Annotated in this window: 14 protein-coding genes and 1 pseudogene; 6 read left to right on the plus strand and 9 right to left on the minus strand. The window is 73.2% G+C overall.

All coding sequences use genetic code 11. From position 1 onward, the window contains the following. From BXA05_RS08120 to ctaE, 5 genes and pseudogenes are all read right to left on the minus strand, one after another. Window positions 1–113, minus strand: a pseudogene (locus BXA05_RS08120) (superoxide dismutase); the annotation flags it as partial. A gap of 192 nt (window positions 114–305) precedes the next feature. Then, window positions 306–2,060, minus strand: coding sequence for a cytochrome bc1 complex cytochrome b subunit (qcrB, locus tag BXA05_RS08125; protein ID WP_021481147.1), 1,755 nt, complete (start codon window positions 2,058–2,060; stop codon window positions 306–308). Continuing rightward, window positions 2,057–3,118 carry a cytochrome bc1 complex Rieske iron-sulfur subunit gene (gene qcrA / locus BXA05_RS08130; protein ID WP_076404677.1) on the minus strand — a complete coding sequence of 354 codons (1,062 nt, stop codon included), beginning with the start codon at window positions 3,116–3,118 and terminating at the stop codon, window positions 2,057–2,059. Before qcrA ends, qcrB begins: the two co-directional genes overlap by 4 nt. Further along, window positions 3,115–3,894, minus strand: a complete 780-nt coding sequence (qcrC, locus tag BXA05_RS08135) for a cytochrome bc1 complex diheme cytochrome c subunit (protein ID WP_021481149.1) — start codon at window positions 3,892–3,894, stop codon at window positions 3,115–3,117. Before qcrC ends, qcrA begins: the two co-directional genes overlap by 4 nt. A 73-nt stretch (window positions 3,895–3,967) precedes the next feature. Continuing rightward, a complete protein-coding gene (gene ctaE / locus BXA05_RS08140; RefSeq protein ID WP_021481150.1) occupies window positions 3,968–4,618 on the minus strand; it encodes an aa3-type cytochrome oxidase subunit III in 651 nt (216 codons plus the stop codon). A gap of 317 nt (window positions 4,619–4,935) precedes the next feature. On the opposite strand from ctaE, the gene BXA05_RS08145 reads away from it, so the two are divergent. Next, window positions 4,936–5,373, plus strand: a complete 438-nt coding sequence (locus BXA05_RS08145; RefSeq protein WP_021481151.1) for a response regulator — start codon at window positions 4,936–4,938, stop codon at window positions 5,371–5,373. Between the two features lie 34 nt (window positions 5,374–5,407). Then, entirely contained in the window at window positions 5,408–6,505 is a 1,098-nt protein-coding gene (trpD, locus tag BXA05_RS08150) for an anthranilate phosphoribosyltransferase (protein ID WP_061269446.1), read from the plus strand. Between the two features lie 33 nt (window positions 6,506–6,538). Here the strand turns inward: trpD and BXA05_RS08155 are convergent, their stop codons facing one another. Then, window positions 6,539–6,820 (minus strand): Lrp/AsnC family transcriptional regulator, encoded by a 282-nt coding sequence (locus BXA05_RS08155; RefSeq protein WP_034654744.1) that lies wholly within the window; start codon window positions 6,818–6,820, stop codon window positions 6,539–6,541. After that, window positions 6,799–8,655 (minus strand): DEDD exonuclease domain-containing protein, encoded by a 1,857-nt coding sequence (locus BXA05_RS08160; protein WP_083711741.1) that lies wholly within the window; start codon window positions 8,653–8,655, stop codon window positions 6,799–6,801. The genes BXA05_RS08155 and BXA05_RS08160 overlap by 22 nt, the downstream gene beginning before the upstream one ends. A 186-nt stretch (window positions 8,656–8,841) precedes the next feature. Between BXA05_RS08160 and BXA05_RS08165 the strand changes: the two genes are divergently transcribed. Next, complete coding sequence (locus tag BXA05_RS08165) at window positions 8,842–10,167, plus strand: NYN domain-containing protein (RefSeq protein ID WP_076404678.1); 1,326 nt, start codon at window positions 8,842–8,844, stop codon at window positions 10,165–10,167. A 70-nt stretch (window positions 10,168–10,237) separates the two neighbouring features. Here the strand turns inward: BXA05_RS08165 and BXA05_RS08170 are convergent, their stop codons facing one another. Further along, on the minus strand, window positions 10,238–12,055 hold the full coding sequence (locus BXA05_RS08170; RefSeq protein ID WP_061267338.1) for an AMP-dependent synthetase/ligase: 1,818 nt from the start codon (window positions 12,053–12,055) through the stop codon (window positions 10,238–10,240). Between the two features lie 251 nt (window positions 12,056–12,306). Here BXA05_RS08170 and BXA05_RS08175 point away from each other — a divergent pair, with 251 nt between their 5' ends. Further along, window positions 12,307–13,254, plus strand: a complete 948-nt coding sequence (locus BXA05_RS08175) for an ROK family glucokinase (protein WP_043658218.1) — start codon at window positions 12,307–12,309, stop codon at window positions 13,252–13,254. A 37-nt stretch (window positions 13,255–13,291) separates the two neighbouring features. Here the strand turns inward: BXA05_RS08175 and BXA05_RS08180 are convergent, their stop codons facing one another. Then, window positions 13,292–13,936 (minus strand): hypothetical protein, encoded by a 645-nt coding sequence (locus BXA05_RS08180; protein ID WP_083711743.1) that lies wholly within the window; start codon window positions 13,934–13,936, stop codon window positions 13,292–13,294. Window positions 13,937–13,993: 57 nt separating this feature from the next. Here BXA05_RS08180 and BXA05_RS08185 point away from each other — a divergent pair, with 57 nt between their 5' ends. Next, complete coding sequence (locus BXA05_RS08185; protein ID WP_228075234.1) at window positions 13,994–14,779, plus strand: lysophospholipid acyltransferase family protein; 786 nt, start codon at window positions 13,994–13,996, stop codon at window positions 14,777–14,779. A 110-nt stretch (window positions 14,780–14,889) separates the two neighbouring features. Continuing rightward, window positions 14,890–16,116, plus strand: a complete 1,227-nt coding sequence (locus BXA05_RS08190) for a pyrophosphate--fructose-6-phosphate 1-phosphotransferase (protein ID WP_074807116.1) — start codon at window positions 14,890–14,892, stop codon at window positions 16,114–16,116. The last annotated feature ends 39 nt before the right edge of the window (window positions 16,117–16,155 follow it).

The following is a 16,155-nucleotide window of genomic DNA, read 5'->3' on the forward strand; positions in this document are numbered from 1 at the left end:
GTGACGTAGGCCTGGTGGTGCTTGGAGTGGTGCAGCTCCATGATCCGCCCGGAGATGTGCGGCTCGAGCGCACCGTAGTCGTAGGACAGCTCGGGCAGGGTGTAAGCGGGCATCCGGATGTACCTCCTGGTACGGACCGCCGGAGGTGGTCCGACGGTCCCTGGGCAGTGAACTGACGGTGTCCCTGCCGCCTTAAGCGGGCGCTGCCGCGCCCCGGGGGCAGAGACGACGATGACCCGCGACCTGCCCGCCTGGAAGAGGGGGTTGGTCGCGGGTCATCGTCCTACTGTGCAGGAACCCGGAGGTCAGCGCTCGTCGGCGCCCTTCTCCGGCTCCACGAGGTCCCGACCGCCGCCGACGGGGGCGGTCCCGGCCTCGATCTGCTCGTGGCTCGTGCTCTCGAGGGCGTCGTGCTCACCGTGCGAGTGGGCGGCGGCGAGCTCGGCCGGCGTCACGGGCTCGATGCGGTCCTCGTAGAAGAACCGCGACAGGCGCTGGAGACGCTTGTCCTTCTTGTAGCCCTTGCGACGCACGCCGCGGGAGTCCGTCGCCGGCTCGATCTCGAGCGGGGCGTGGGCGGAGTAGTTGACCCGCAGCCAGCGCTCCTGCTCGTCGAGCGGGCGGTGGACCTCGATGTACTCGCCGTGCGCGAACCGGACGATCCGGCCGGTCTCGTGGCCGTGCAGCACGAGCTCGCGGTCCTTGCGCTGCAGCCCGAGGCAGATGCGCTTGGTGACCCAGAACGCGAACCAGGGGCCCACGAAGATCAGGATCCGGAAGGCCCAGGTGATCGTGTTGATCGACATGTGGAAGTGCGTCGCGATGAGGTCGTTCGACCCGGCGAGCGCCAGGATGATGAACGCCGTGAGGAACGCGACGCCCAGGCCGGTGCGAACCGGCACGTTGCGCGGGCGGTCGAGGACGTGGTGCTCGCGCTTGTCCTTCGTCACCGCGGACTCGAGGAACGGGTAGACGAAGAGGAACGTGAACAGCAGGCCCGGCACGACGACCGCGGGGATGAGGACGTTCAGCGACAGCGTGTACCCGCCGATGACGAACTCCGTCTGCCCCGGCATGAGTCGCAAGGACCCTTCGAGGAACAGCATGTACCAGTCGGGCTGTGCTCCCGCGGAGACCGGTGACGGATCGTAGGGGCCGTAGTTCCAGACGTTGTTGATCGCCATCGTGCCGCCCATGAGGGCGAGGATGCCGAACACGACGAAGAAGAAGCCGCCGGCCTTCGCGACGTACACGGGGAACAGCGGGAAGCCGACCACGTTGGTGTCCGTGCGGCCGCCACCCGGGTACTGCGTGTGCTTGTGGAGCACGACGAAGAACAGGTGGAGCGCGACCAGCGCGAGGATCAGGCCCGGCACCAGGAGGATGTGGACCGTGAACAGTCTCGGGATGATGTGCTCGCCCGGGAACTCGCCGCCGAAGATGAAGTACGACATGTACGAGCCGATGAGCGGGATCGCCTTGACGACGCCGTCGGTGATGCGCAGGCCGTTGCCCGACAGGACGTCGTCGGGCAGCGAGTAGCCGGAGAAGCCGGCGGCGAGGCCCATGATCATGAGCAGCATGCCGACGAGCCAGTTGACCTCGCGGGGCTTGCGGAACGCGCCCGTGAAGAACACGCGCATCATATGCGTGACGATCGACGCCATGAAGATCAGCGCGGCCCAGTGGTGGATCTGCCGCATGAGCAGACCGCCGCGGACCTCGAACGACATGTGCAGCGTCGACGCGAACGCGTCGGACATGAGCACGCCGTCCATGGAGGCGGGCTCGCCGTGGTAGGTCACCAGGGACATGCTCGGGACGAAGAACATCGTCAGGAAGATGCCGGTGAGGATCAGGACGACGAACGAGTAGAGCGCGATCTCGCCCAGGAGGAACGACCAGTGGTCGGGGAAGACCTTGCGCGCGAACTCCTTGACGGCGACACCGATGCCGGTGCGCTGGTCGAGGTAGTCCGCGGCCTTCCCGGCGGGGGTCGTCGGCGCGGCTGACTTCGGTGCGGCCGCCCGAGGTGCGGCGGTTCCGGTGCTGGTGGTCACTTCAGACGCTCCCAGAAGCTCGGGCCGATGGGCTCGTGGAAGTCGCTCTGCGCAACCAGGTAGCCCTCGTCATCAACGGTGATCGGCAGCTGCGGCAGGGGCCGCTTCGCGGGGCCGAAGACCACCTTGGCGCTGTCGGCCACGTCGAACGTCGACTGGTGGCACGGGCACAGCAGGTGGTGCGTCTGCTGCTCGTAGAGAGCGACGGGGCAGCCGACGTGCGTGCAGATCTTGGAGAACGCGACGATGCCGTCGTACGACCAGCTCTCCCCGGCGGGGGACTGCTCGGACACGATGTCGCGCGGGTCGAGACGGACCAGGAGGACGACGGCCTTGGCCTTCTCCGTGATCCACTCGTGGGACTGCATCTCCTCCTGCGAGGCCTCGGGGATGACGTGGACCACCGAGCCGATGGTGACGTCGGCGGCCTTGATGGGCCGGCCCGAGGGATCGATCGCGAGGCGCGTGCCCCGCTGCCAGAGGGTGTGCTTGAACTTGGAGACGTTCCAGTCGCCACCGACGCTCCCGACGAGCGGGACCGCGATGGTGAGCGGGAAGAGCGCGAGGGCGGAGATGACCGCGCCCTTGAGCACGCCGCGGCGGGCAATGCCCGAGTCCTTGACGCCCGCGTCGAGCTCGGCGAGCGCGGCGGTGCGCGTCTCGCGGTCGCTCGCGATGGGGTGGCGCTCGTCCACCTTCTCGTGGTCGGACATGAGGACCTTGGCCCAGTGCACCGCGCCGAAGCCGATGCCGAGCAGGGCGAACGCGATGGCGACGCCGAGCGCCACCGTCGAGAGGCGGACGCCCGCCGTGGTCCCGTCCGGCGGGATCACGAAGTAGACGACGAGGGCCGCGATGGTGCCGATGACGGAGATCCCGAAGAGGGCGGCGACCTGACGCTCGGCGCGCTTCGACGCCTTCGGGTCGCGGTCGGCCATGCGGCTCTTGTGCTCCGGCAGACCGGGGTCCGGGAACGTGTCGAGGGTGCCGTGCTCCTCGCGGTGCCCGACCTCGCGGTGCGAGGACTCGGACGAGCGGGGGCTCTGGTAGTCGCTCACGAGGACTTCGCTCCGATCCACACTGCGGCCCCGATGAGGAGGCCCATTCCGACGATCCAGGCCCACAGGCCCTCGCTGACCGGACCGAGCGACCCGAGCGACAGGCCGCCGGCAGAGCCGTCGCGCTGCTCGGCGAGGAACGCGATGACGTCCCGCTTCTCCTCGGGCGTCACGGTGGCGTCGTTGAAGACCGGCATCGACTGCGGGCCGGTGAGCATCGCCTGGTAGATGTTGCGCTCCGAGGTGTCCCACAGCGGGGGAGCGAACTTGCCCTCGGAGAGGGCGCCACCCGCACCGATCGCGTTGTGGCACATCGCGCAGTTGGTGCGGAAGACCGCGGCACCGTTGGCCGGGTCGCCCAGCGCTGCGTCGACCTGCTCGTCCGTGGGGATCGCGGGGCCGGCGCCGAGCGACGCGACGTAGGCGGCGAGCTGCGCCGTCTGCTCCTCGTCGAACTGGCGCGGCTTCTGGATGGCCTGCGGACCGTCCATCTGCATGGGCATGCGGCCGGTGGACACCTGGAAGTCGACCGACGCGGCGCCGACACCGACGAGCGAGGGCGCGGTGGCCGTGCCCTCGGCGTTCGGCCCGTGGCACGTGGCGCAGTTGGCCTGGAACAGCTTCTGGCCGGTCTCGATGTCCTCGGTGCTGGCGGTCTCGGCGTTGGCCGAAGTCGGGGCAAAGGCGGCGTAGACGCCACCGGTGACCAGCAGCGCCAGCAGCAGCAGCACGACCGGCGCGAAGCGGTGGTGTCTGCGGGCGGCGAGTGCCTTCACGAAATGATCCTCGTCTCGCAGGTGGGGGAGCAGGGGGCGGGTGGGCGGTCCGGGGCGGAACCCGGGCGCGACGTCAGCGCAAGATGTAGATCACGAAGAAGAGCGCGATCCACACGACGTCGACGAAGTGCCAGTAGTAGGACGTCACGATGGCCGTCGTGGCCTCGTGGTGCCCGAAGTTCTTGGCCGAGAACGAGCGGCCGAGAAGGAACAGGAAGGCGATCAGGCCGCCGACGACGTGGAGGCCGTGGAACCCGGTCGTGATGTAGAAGACGGAGCCGTAGGGCGTGGAGGAGATCGACACGCCGTGCTCGACGAGCTCGGCGTACTCGAAGATCTGACCACCGATGAAGAACGCGCCCATGAGGAACGTCAGCGTCATCCACTCGTTCATCCCCCAGCGGTTCACCTGGAAGATCGAGCCGGTGCGGACGGGCTGGAAGCGCTCGGCGGCCCACACGCCCATCTGGCACGTCACCGACGACAGCACCAGGACGGTCGTGTTGATCGCCGCGAAGGTCAGGTTGAGCTTGTCCGCCTCGAGGGCCCACTCGTCGGCGGGCATCACGGCGCGGACCGTGAAGTACATGGCGAAGAGGCCGGCGAAGAACATGAGCTCGCTGGCCAGCCACACGATCGTCCCGACCGAGACGGGGTTCGGTCGGTTGACGCTCACGTGCTGATGGGCGTGGGGGGCAGCCGTTGCGGTCGACACAGGAGCCATTATGGCCGACGAACCTCAGCTTCGCGGCACGCAGACGGCAGCCCGGAGGCGGTGAATCTCACAATGTCTCCAGAACTTCCCACGGAGACCTGCACTTGGTGACGGAAACCGTCCGAGTGCCATGAAACCCGGGCGTCCGGGGCGCGGGCCAGGGCCCTTGGTCCCCGGTCCGCCGCCGGTCGGCGCACGACCCGCCGCAGGGGTGCTGCGGAACGCTCCGACGTGCCAAGATGCCAGTCGGGACGTGCGTCCGCCACACGCGGCGCCGCGCGCTCCCGGGCCCACCCGAGGGAACGACGAAGGCGACGGTGACGACGATGACGACGACCGTGACGACGACGCACGGGGACACGGACGTGACCCCGCGCGCGCCGCGCATCCTGCTCTACAGCGACGACGTGACCGTGCGCGAGCAGGTGCTGCTCGCCGTCGGGCGGCGGCTGGGCGCGGGGCAGCCGGAGATCGAGTGGCACGAGGTGGCCACCCCGGCGGCGGTCGTGGCGTCGGCGGACGCCGGCGGGTGGGACCTGCTGGTCCTGGACGGCGAGGCCGACAAGGCCGGGGGCATGGGTCTGTGCCGCCAGCTCAAGAACGAGATCTACGCGTGCCCGCCGGTCCTGGTCCTCACCGGCAGGCCGCAGGACGGTTGGCTAGCATCGTGGTCGCTCGCCGACGACGCGGTGCCCCGGCCGTTCGACGCGGTCGCCCTCCAGCGCGCCGTCGCCGACCTGCTGCGCGCCTCCGGCACGCGGTAGCCGACCAGGAGACCGACCAGCCGAAGGGCCACCCGTGACCGCCACCCCGCACCCTGCCGCCTCGACCACGAGCGACTCGACGGGTGCGGGGCTCACCTGGCCCGGTCTGCTCACCGAGCTCGTCGCGGGGAACGACCTCGACGCCGAGCGCACCGCGTGGGCCATGGACCAGGTCATGTCGGGCGAGGTCTCGCCCGTGAGGCTCGCGAGCTTCCTCGTCGCGCTGCGCGCGAAGGGCGAGACGGTCGCCGAGCTCACCGGCCTCGCCGACGCGATGCTCGCGCACGCGAGCCGTTTCTCCGTGGACGGGCCCGCCGTGGACATCGTCGGCACGGGCGGCGACCGCGCCCACACCGTGAACATCTCGACGATGGCGTCGCTCGTCATCGCGGGCGCGGGCGTGCGCGTCGTCAAGCACGGCAACCGCGCCGCGACGTCGTCGTCGGGGGCCGCGGACGTGCTCGAGGAGCTCGGGATCCGGCTCGACCACGGTCCCGACCGCGTGGCGCGCATCGTGCAGGAGGCGGGGATCACCTTCTGCTTCGCCATGGTGTTCCACCCGTCGATGCGGCACGCGGGCGTCGCGCGCAAGGAGCTCGGCATCCCGACGGCGTTCAACGTGCTCGGCCCCCTGACGAACCCCGCGCAGCCGCGCGCGGCCGCGATCGGCGTGGCCGACGCCCGGATGGCGCCGCTCATCGCCGGCGTGCTCGCCGGGCGCGGCACGTCGGCGCTCGTGTTCCGCGGAGACGACGGTCTCGACGAGCTCGCGGCCACCGGCGGCGCCACGGTGTGGGAGGTGCGCGACGGCGCCGTGACGGAGCACCGCCTCGACCCCGTCGCCGACCTCGCGCTGACGCCCGTCACCGTCGAGGACCTGCGGGGCGGGAACGCGGCGCACAACGCCGACGTCGCGCGGCGGTTCCTCGCGGGCGAGCCGGGCGCGGTGCGCGAGACCGTGCTGCTCAACGCGGCCGCGGGCCTCGTCGCCGACGGCACGCTGCCCGGTACCGCGGAGGGCTCGCTCGTCGAGCGGCTGCGCGCGGCCTACGACGTCGCGGCCCGCAGCGTCGACTCCGGTGCCGCGCGCGCGGCGCTCGCCCGCTGGGCGGAGGCCGCGGCGCGCGACTGACGGCCAGTCAGCGGGCGCGCGACTGACCGCCGGTCAGTCGTCGAGGCCGAGGGCGAACGCCTGCTCGAGGTCCACGTTCGAGTAGGCGCGGAACGCGATGAACGTCTCGGTGCGCACGACGCCCTGGACCTTGCTGATGCGGTCCGCGATGACGTCGGCGAGCTGGTCGTGCTCCTGGACCCGCACCATCGCGACGAGGTCCGCCTTGCCCGTCACCGAGTAGACCTCGCTGACCCCGCGCAGGTCCGCGACCTCCGACGCCACCTCGGGGATGCGTGCGGGGTCGGTGTCGATCAGGACGATGGCGGTGAGCATGGTTCCTCCGGGGACGGGTCGTCGTCAGGCGACCACTCTACGGTCGGCCCGGCCGACGCGTGGGCCAGTTCGGGGCCGTCGGCTTCCGCGTGGCGCGCGACGTGGCGGGCCGTGACCGCGAGGTCCACGTGCGACCCGGCCGAGCGGACCGGGCACGCCCAGGGACCCGTGACGTCGACGATCCGCACCCCGGGTTCCTGGAGCCACGACAGCAGGATCTCGGCCTCGTGCGGATGGCTCGCGGGGGCCGGCGGCACGGGCGGTGCCACCGTCTCGGCCGTCGCGACGAGCGCGTGCACGAGCGGCCACGGGTCGGTGCCCGGGTCGCTGACGCCCGTCGCGGCGAGCCGCGCGTGCCGCACGACGACGACCTCCCACCCGCCGGCGTCCGTCGGGCGCGCGGCGACGAGCTCGGCGCACGCGGCGAGCGGGGCGAGCCGCTGCGCACGCGCCGCGCCCGTGAGGAAGGCGCGCAGGCGCTGGGTGAGCTCGCCGGCCTGCTCGAAGCGCTCGTCGCGCGAGAGCGCCACGATGCGGCGCCCGAGCTCGGCGACCACGCGCGACGGGTCGCCCTCGAAGGCCTCGCGCGCGCCCGCCGCGACGTCGCCGTAGCCCGCGTCGCGCTCGGTCGCCGTGCACGGGGCGGAGCAGCGGCCCATCTCGGCGAGCACGCACGCCGTCGCGCCCGGCGAGGCGACGACGGGGAGGCGCCGGGTGCACTGGCGCAGCGCGAAGGCGTCGTGCAGGGCGTCCACGGCGGCCTGGGCCTGGTGCCGCGAGGCGAACGGGCCGATGTGCGCCGCCGGTGCGCGGACGTCGCGGACCAGCGAGAGGCGCGGGTACGCCTCGTCGGTGAGCCGGACCCACGTCATGCGCTCCGGGTGCCGCGACCGGCGGTTGTACCGCGGCGCGTGCTCGGCGATGAGGCGCAGCTCGCGGACCTGCGCCTCGAGCGGCGTCGCGCACACGACGGGCGTGACGGCGTGCGCGATGCGCACCATCTCGGTGATGCGCCCGCGCTTCTCCGAGCGCGTGAAGTACGACCGCACGCGGCGCCGGATCGACGTCGACGTGCCGACGTACAGCACCTCGTCGCCGGGGCCGCGGAAGAGGTAGACGCCGGGCGCGTCCGGCAGGCCGTCGGCGAGGTGGCGCTTGCGGCGCACGTCCTGCGGCACGGGGTCCGTCGCCCCGGCGAGGTCCTCCAGGTGCGTCACGCCGAGCGGGCCGAGGCGGCCGAGGAGCGCGTGCAGCACGTCGACGGTGGCGCGTGCGTCGGCGAGCGCGCGGTGGTCCGGCGTGACGGTGGCGCGGAAGAGGGCCGCGAGCGTCGCGAGCTTGTGGTTCGGTGCCTCGTCGCGCGTGACGACCCGCCGCGCGAGGGGCACGGTGTCGAGCACCTGGTTCCCGGGCCAGTCGTAGCCCGCGGAGCGGCACGCGGCCTTGAGGAACGAGATGTCGAACGGCGCGTTGTGCGCGACGAGCACGGCGCCGCGCGCGAACTCGAGGAAGCTGGGCAGCACGGCCTCGATGCGGGGCGCGGTGGCGACCATGGACGACGTGATGCCGGTGAGCCGGGCGACGAAGGCGGGCACGGGCACCCCGGGGTCGACGAGCGTCTGGAACTCACCGAGCACCTCGCCGCCGCGCACCTTCACCGCGCCGATCTCCGTGATCCCGGCGCCCGCGGGGGAGCCGCCGGTCGTCTCGAGGTCGACGACGACGAACGTCACCTCGTGCAGCGGCGTGCCCAGGTCCTCGAGCGTGGGCTGGACGGGGACGCCCTGCGGTGCGGACCCGGCGCGGGGGGCGGCGAGGGCGGGTCCGGACGACATGGCGGCGAGGCTAGCGAGGGCCACCGACACCGCCGCCGCGAGGTCCGTCGGCCGCCCGCCGACACGAAGTCCGGGAGCCGGGGCGCGCGTCCCCGGGCGGCATAGGGTGGGACCGAGAGAATCAGGACGATCAGGGACGAAGCGCCCGCGATGACCCGCGGACGAGGTGCGGAGGAGGCGCGGCGCATGGTGGCCGACGGACCGGAGGACGCCCTGCCCGCGGAGCCGGACGTGCCGCCGTCGGTCCGCAGCCTCCTCGTGGCCGCCGCGGCGGACGCGCTCGGAGCGCTCGACACGGCCCTGGTCCCGGTCGCGCTCCAGCGGGTGCGGGCCTTCGCGCCCCGGCGGCGGGCGACGGCCGGTGCGGCGCCCCTGTGGCGGGCCCTGGTCGACGACGCGGGGTTCCGGCACGCGGTCGCCGCGGCCTGGTCCCGCGAGCACGACAGCGAGCCGGAGCCCGACGCCAGGCCCGCGGACGACCTGTCCCCGGCGCAGGTGCGCGAGCGGGCTGCGGGTGCGTTCCTCCTGCGGCCCGACGGCTGGCAGGCAGAGGTGGAGCAGGCCCGCTCGCTCGACGACACCCTCCGGGCGGACCGGTCGGCCCGGGACGAGGCGGCCCGCCTCCGCGGCGAGCGCGACCGGCTCGCCCGCCAGGTCGAGGAGCTCCAGGCGCGTGCCCGTGACGCCGACGCGCGCGCCGAGGCCGCGACGGCCGAGCTCGCCGCGGTACGCCGGACCGAGCGGCGGCTGCGCGCGGACGCGGACCGGGCGCGGGCCGAGGCGCGGGCCGCCGAGCGGGCGGCGCAGGGGGAGCGGGACGCCGCCGAGGTCGCGCTGCGGGACGCGCGCGAGGAACGTCGCGCGGCCACCGTCGAGCTGGCCCGGGCGCGCGCGGAGCGGGACGTGGCACGCCGGGCGCGGACGTCGTCGGCCGACCTCGCGACGGCCCGCGCGCGGCTCCTGCTGGACACGGTGGTCGACGCGGCGGCGGGGCTCCGGCGCGAGCTCGCGCTCGGCCCGTCGACCACGACGCCCGCCGACGACGTCGCCGCCGGGCTGCCGGACGCGGCGCGTCCCCGGCCGGGGTCGCGCGGCCGCGCGGCGGACGACCCGGCGCTCGTCGACGACCTGCTGTCGGTCCCGCGGACGCACCTGGTCGTCGACGGCTACAACGTGACGAAGACGGGCTACGGCGAGCTGTCGCTCGCGGACCAGCGCGACCGCCTCCTCTCCGGCCTGCTCCGCGTGGCCGCCGCCGGCACGGAGGTCACCGTGTGCTTCGACGGCGCCGACGGCGGCCCCCGGCCGGTGCACGCCCCGCGCGGCGTGCGCGTGCTGTTCTCGTCGGGGGAGATCGCGGACGACCTCATCCGGCGCCTGGTCGCCGCCGAGCCGCCCGGGCGCCCGGTCGTCGTCGTGACGAGCGACCGCGCCGTCGCCGACGACGTGCAGGCGATGGGCGCGGCGTGCGTCCCGGCCCACGCGCTCCTGGCGCGGCTCGCCCGCCGCTGACGACGCGGCCCTCCCCGGCGTGCTGCCGGGGAGGGCCGTGGTGCGCGGGGACGAGGGCCCCGGGGCCGTGTCAGCGGACGGGCGCGGGCCCGTCGACGTAGATCGCCTCGACGTCGGCCGCGAAGTCCTTGAGCACCTCGCTGCGCTTCACCTTGAGCGACGGCGTGAGGTAGCCGTTCTCGACCGTGAAGTCCGTCGTGAGGACCGTGAACTTGCGGATCGACTCGGCGCGGGACACCGCCTGGTTCGCGCGCGTGACCGCGGCGTCGAGGGCGGCGAGGACGTCCGGGTCCTTGGCCGCCTGCTCGACGGTCAGCGGCTCCTTGCCGTGCATGCTCGCCCAGCCGGGCAGGCCCTCCGGGTCGAGCGTCACCAGGGCGCCGATGAACGGCTTCTGGTCGCCCACGACGACGCACTGCGAGACGAGCGCGTGCGCGCGGATCCGGTCCTCGAGGACGGCGGGTGCGACGTTCTTGCCGCCCGCGGTGACGATGATCTCCTTCTTGCGCCCGGTGATGCGCAGGAAGCCGTCCTCGTCGAGCGAGCCGAGGTCGCCGGTGCGGAACCAGCCGTCGACGAACGCGTCCGCGGTCGCCTGCTCGTTGTTGTGGTAGCCGCGGAAGATGTGGTCCCCGCGCAGGAGGATCTCGCCGTCCTCGGCGATCCGGGCGCCGCAGCCGGGGAGCTGCTCGCCGACGGTCCCGATCTTCGTGTTCCCGGGGCGGTTGACGCTCGTCGGTGCCGTCGACTCGGTGAGGCCGTAGCCCTCGAGGATCCGCACGCCGATGCCGCGGTAGAAGTGGCCGAGCCGCTCGCCCAGCGGCGCGCCGCCCGAGACGGCGTACTTCGCGCGACCGCCGAGCGCGTGCCGGAGCTTCTTGAAGACGAGCGCGTCCGCGACCTTGTGCTGCAGGCGCAGCCCGATGCCCGGCCCCGACGGCTCGTCGAGCGCGCGCGAGTACGCGATCGCGGTCGCGGCGGCCCAGTGGAAGATCTTCAGCTTGCCGCCCGCGGCCGCCTTCTGCTCCGAGGAGTTGTAGACCTTCTCGAAGACGCGCGGCACCGAGAGGATGTACGTCGGCTTGAACGTGCCGAGGTCCTCGAGCAGCGTCTTGGTGTCCGGCGTGTGGCCCAGCACCGTGCCGCCGGCCACGACGAGCACGCCGATGAACCGCGCGAACACGTGGGCGAGCGGCATGAACAGCAGCGTGCGCCCGCCCGGCTCCCCGAAGACCTCGGGCACGGCGGCCACGGCGTTGACCGTGAGGGAGTAGAAGTTCTGGTGCGTGAGCTCCGCGCCCTTGGGGCGGCCGGTCGTGCCGGAGGTGTAGATGATCGTCGCGACGTCCGCGAGGTCGGCCAGGCCGCGCCGGCGCACGATCTCGGCGTCGTCCACGCCGGCGCCGTCGGCCGTGAGCGTGGCGATCGCGCCCGCGTCGATCGCCAGCACGTCCTGCAGGGCCGGGGCCTGGTCGCGCACCTCCTCGACCGTCGCCGCGTGCGCCTCGGTCTCCACGACGAGCAGGCGCACGTCCGCGTCCGAGAGGATCCACTGCACCTGCTCCGGGCTCGACGTCTCGTAGAGCGGCACGGGCACGGCGCCCGCCGCCCACGTCGCCCAGTCGAGCAGGGTCCACTCGTAGCGCGTGCGCGACATGATGCCCACGTGGTCGCCCGGCTGGATGCCGCGGGCGACGAGCCCCTTCGCGACGGCGACGACCTCGGCGTCGAACTCGCGCGCGCTGAGCGCCTGCCACGCACCGTCGGCACCCGTGCGGCGCTCGACCATCGGCGCGGCCGGGTCGGCCGCGACGCGGCTCGCGAGGAGGTCGTTGAGGTTCTTCGAGGGATCGACTTCGACGATCCGTGGGGCGCTGATCTCGTCCATTCTGGCTCCAGTGGCAGTAGTCGACGGTGGGAGAACCCTACCCAGTGGCGGCGTGTGCCCGAGACCTGCCGTTGTCGGTAGGCTTCAGGTGCTGTGCGCTGCTTGCGCAACGTTTCGCGCGGGCGCGGAGTTCCGGTGGCCCGACCCGTGGCGCGGGGTCGAGGCCCCGTCGTCGTGCGTGGTCCGTGAGCGGGCGAGCACCCGCAGCGAGACCTTGCAGTCAGCGGAACCGAGCGAGTAGAGGACGGGACATGCACGCCATCGGGGTGGACATCGGCGGGACGAAGATCGCGGCCGGGGTCGTCGACGAGAAGGGCGAGATCCTCGTCCAGACGCGCCGCGACACCGAGCCCGACGACGTCGCGAGCATCGACCGCGCCATCGCCGACGTCTATGCCGAGCTCACCGCCGACCACGAGGTCGGCGCGATGGGCCTCGCGGCGGCCGGCTTCGTCAGCCCGGACCGCACCTCGGTGCTCTTCGCGCCGAACATCGCGTGGCGCGAGTACCCGCTGGCGCGCAACGTGCGCGAGCTCATCGGCGACGTCGACGTCCCGATCGTCGTGGAGAACGACGCGAACGCGGCCGGCTGGGCGGAGTTCCAGTTCGGCGTCGCGCGCGACGCGACCGACATGCTCATGCTCACGGTCGGCACGGGGCTCGGGGGCGCGATCGTCGTCGACCGCGAGCTCGTGCGCGGCAAGTGGGGCGTCGCGGCGGAGGTCGGCCACATGCGCGTCGTCCCCGGCGGGCACTACTGCGGCTGCGGCCACGAGGGCTGCTGGGAGCAGTACGCGTCCGGGCGCGCCCTCGTGCGTGACGGGCAGAACGCCCTCATCGCCCAGCCGGACCGCGCGACGCGCCTGCTCGAGATCTGCGGCGGCGACCCGGACAAGCTCAACGGTCCCCAGATCACCCAGGCCGCGCAGGAGGGCGACGACCTCGCGGTCGAGCTGCTCGCGAACCTCGGCCGCTGGATCGGCGAGGGCGCGGCGTCGGTCACGGCGCTGCTCGACCCGGAGCTCATCGTCATCGGCGGCGGCGTCGGTGCGGCGGGCGACCTCCTGCTCCAGCCGGTGCGGCGCGCGTTCGCCGACCAGCTCTCCGCGCGCGGGCACCGCCCGGAGGCGCGGATCGAGCTCGCCGAGCACGGCAACGAGGCGGGCATCGTCGGCGCCGCGGACCTCGCGCGCCGCTGACGGGCGGCGCGGGCGCGGTGCGGGGGAGGCGCGGGCGTCAGACGACGGCGCCCGGCCCCCGGTCGTCGTCGTCCCGCCGGTGCGGCATGCGCCAGAGCAGGATCGCGAGCCCCACGAGGAAGGCGCCGCCGCCCACCTGCGCGACGAGCACGGGGTACGGGCGTGCCACGACCAGCACGACGAGCAGCAGGATCGGCACGCCGACGACGAGCGCCCACGCCATCGTCAGGAGCGGGTCGCGCCCGAGGACGAGCGGCGGGTCCGGGGGCACGAAGTGGCTCTCGGCCTCCTCGAGGTCCTCGACCTCGGGCGTCGTGGGCCAGTCGCGCGGCCCCGTCGGGCGCACCCAGGGCGCCACGGGCACGGACCCGAGCACGTCGCGGCCGCTGCGCGGGGCGCCCTCGGGCGCCCCGGCCGCCGGGTCCTGCGCGGCCCGGGGGTCGTCGCCCGGGCGGGCGCCCGGCTCGGACCGGTCGAGCTCGGACAGGTCCGCGAGCTCAGCCACGATGCCGGCCCACCGGGCGTCGACGTCGAGCGCGGGCTCGGGCGCCTCGTCGCGCGGCGCCGTCGCCTCCCCGTCGTCGGCGGCAGGGTGGTCCGCACCCGGCGCCGCGTCGTCGGGCGTGGGGTCGGGGACGTCGTCGGGCTGCGGGGAGTCCGGCTGGGCGTTCGGTGCGGCCATGGGAATCACTCTAGAGTCGGATGCACGTCCCGCGCCGGGACCCCGCGAGGAGGAACGTTGTTCTACTGGTTCATGAAGCAGGTGATGGTCGGCCCGATCCTGCGGCTCCTGTACCGTCCCTGGACGCGGGGCGTCGAGCACGTGCCGGACGAGGGCGGTGCCATCCTCGCGAGCAACCACCTCGCGGTGATCGACTCGTTCATCCTGCCGCTCGTCCTCGACCGCAAGGTCCAGTTCCTCGGCAAGTCCGACTACTTCACGGGCACGGGCGTCAAAGGCCGCCTGACCGCGGGCTTCATGCGCGGCGTCGGGACGATCCCCGTGGACCGCGCGGGCGGCAAGGCGAGCGAGGCCGCGCTCGAGACGGGCCTGCGCGTCCTGCGCGAGGGCGACCTGTTCGGCATCTACCCGGAGGGCACGCGCAGCCCGGACGGACGGCTGTACCGCGGCAAGACGGGCGTCGCGCGCCTCGCGCTCGAGTCGGGCGCCCCGGTGGTCCCGGTCGCGATGGTCGGGACGAACATCGCGCAGCCGATCGGCAAGGTCATCCCCACGCCGATGCGCATCGGGGTCGTCATCGGCGAGCCCCTCGACTTCTCGCGCTACCGCGGCATGGAGAACGACCGCTTCATCCTGCGCGCCGTCGCCGACGAGATCCAGTACGCGATCATGCGGCTGTCCGGCCAGGAGTACGTCGACATCTACGCGGCCACGGCCAAGGCGCGCCTCGCGGCCGGCCACACCGAGTCCGAGGTGGCGGGCGGAGCCCCCGGCGGGCGTCCCGCCCCGGACGTCCAGGTCCCGGAACCGCCGCCGGAGCCCGGCGCGGCGTCAGTAGACTGAGCGACGGCCGGTCGCGCCGGGCCCGTGCAGGGCCCGAGCCCCGTCGCCGCCACCCCGCCGGACCGCGTCCGTCCGGCCAGGATCCGTCCTACGAGAGGTTCTGAGTTCACATGTCGGTTCGTCGCGTCGCCCTCCTCACCGCGGGCGGTTTCGCCCCGTGCCTGTCCTCCGCGGTCGGGGGTCTCATCGAGCGGTACACGGAGCTCGACCCGGAGATCGAGATCATCGCCTACCAGTACGGCTACCACGGCCTGCTGACCGGCACGAAGATCGTCGTGGACTCCGAGGGGCGCAAGCAGGCGGGGATCCTGCACCGCTTCGGCGGCTCGCCGATCGGCAACTCGCGCGTCAAGCTCACCAACGCGGCCGACTGCGTCAAGCGCGGCCTCGTCCAGGAGGGCCAGGACCCGCTGCAGGTCGCCGCGGAGCAGCTCAAGGCGGACGGCGTCGACGTGCTGCACACGATCGGCGGCGACGACACGAACACGACCGCGGCCGACCTCGCCGCGTACCTCCACGAGAACGGCTACGAGCTCACGGTCGTGGGCCTGCCGAAGACGATCGACAACGACGTGATCCCGATCCGTCAGTCGCTCGGTGCGTGGACCGCCGCCGAGGAGGCCGCGGGCTTCGCCGCCAACGTCATCGGCGAGCACCGCTCGGGCCCGCGCATGCTCATCGTGCACGAGGTCATGGGCCGGCACTGCGGCTGGCTCACCGCGGCGTCCGCCGCCGAGTACCGCAAGTGGCTCGACGCCCAGGAGTGGGCTCCGGCCCTCGGCCTGACGCGCGAGCGCTGGGACGTCCACGCGGTCTTCCTGCCGGAGCTCGCGCTCGACATCGACGCCGAGGCCGAGCGCCTCAAGGCGATCATGGACGAGCAGGGCAACGTCAACATCTTCCTGTCCGAGGGCGCCGGCATGCACGAGATCGTGGCGCAGCTCGAGGCGGCGGGCGAGGAGGTCCAGCGCGACCCGTTCGGCCACGTCAAGCTCGACACGGTCAACCCCGGCCAGTGGTTCGCCAAGCAGTTCGCCGAGAAGCTGGGCGCCGAGAAGGTCATGGTCCAGAAGTCCGGCTACTTCTCGCGCGCGGCCGCCGCGAACGCCGAGGACCTGCGCCTCATCAAGTCGATGACCGACCTCGCGGTCGAGTGCGCGCTGCGCGGCGAGTCGGGCGTCATCGGCCACGACGAGGAGAACGGCGACCGCCTGCGCGCCATCGAGTTCCCGCGCATCGCCGGCGGCAAGGCGTTCGACGTGTCGCAGCAGTGGTTCGGCGAGCTCCTCGAGGGCATCGGCCAGCCGCTCGTGCCCGCGGCGCCCGCGGCCCACTGACCGGCACCACCGCACCAGGAACCTCGTCAGGGGACGCCG

The organism is Cellulosimicrobium funkei (assembly GCF_900155925.1).
Classification (GTDB): Bacteria; Actinomycetota; Actinomycetes; order Actinomycetales; family Cellulomonadaceae; genus Cellulosimicrobium; species Cellulosimicrobium funkei.

Excerpts from the sequence above, each read along its gene's own strand:
- BXA05_RS08160 (WP_083711741.1), bottom strand. The coding sequence starts at position 8,655 with ATGTCGTCCGGACCCGCCCTCGCCGCCCCCCGCGCCGGGTCCGCACCG.
- BXA05_RS08155 (WP_034654744.1), bottom strand. The coding sequence starts at position 6,820 with ATGCTCACCGCCATCGTCCTGATCGACACCGACCCCGCACGCATCCCC.
- BXA05_RS08170 (WP_061267338.1), bottom strand. The coding sequence starts at position 12,055 with ATGGACGAGATCAGCGCCCCACGGATCGTCGAAGTCGATCCCTCGAAG.
- BXA05_RS08190 (WP_074807116.1), top strand. The coding sequence starts at position 14,890 with ATGTCGGTTCGTCGCGTCGCCCTCCTCACCGCGGGCGGTTTCGCCCCG.
- BXA05_RS08175 (WP_043658218.1), top strand. The coding sequence starts at position 12,307 with ATGCACGCCATCGGGGTGGACATCGGCGGGACGAAGATCGCGGCCGGG.
- BXA05_RS08165 (WP_076404678.1), top strand. The coding sequence starts at position 8,842 with ATGGTGGCCGACGGACCGGAGGACGCCCTGCCCGCGGAGCCGGACGTG.
- ctaE (WP_021481150.1), bottom strand. The coding sequence starts at position 4,618 with ATGGCTCCTGTGTCGACCGCAACGGCTGCCCCCCACGCCCATCAGCAC.
- BXA05_RS08180 (WP_083711743.1), bottom strand. The coding sequence starts at position 13,936 with ATGGCCGCACCGAACGCCCAGCCGGACTCCCCGCAGCCCGACGACGTC.
- BXA05_RS08145 (WP_021481151.1), top strand. The coding sequence starts at position 4,936 with ATGACGACGACCGTGACGACGACGCACGGGGACACGGACGTGACCCCG.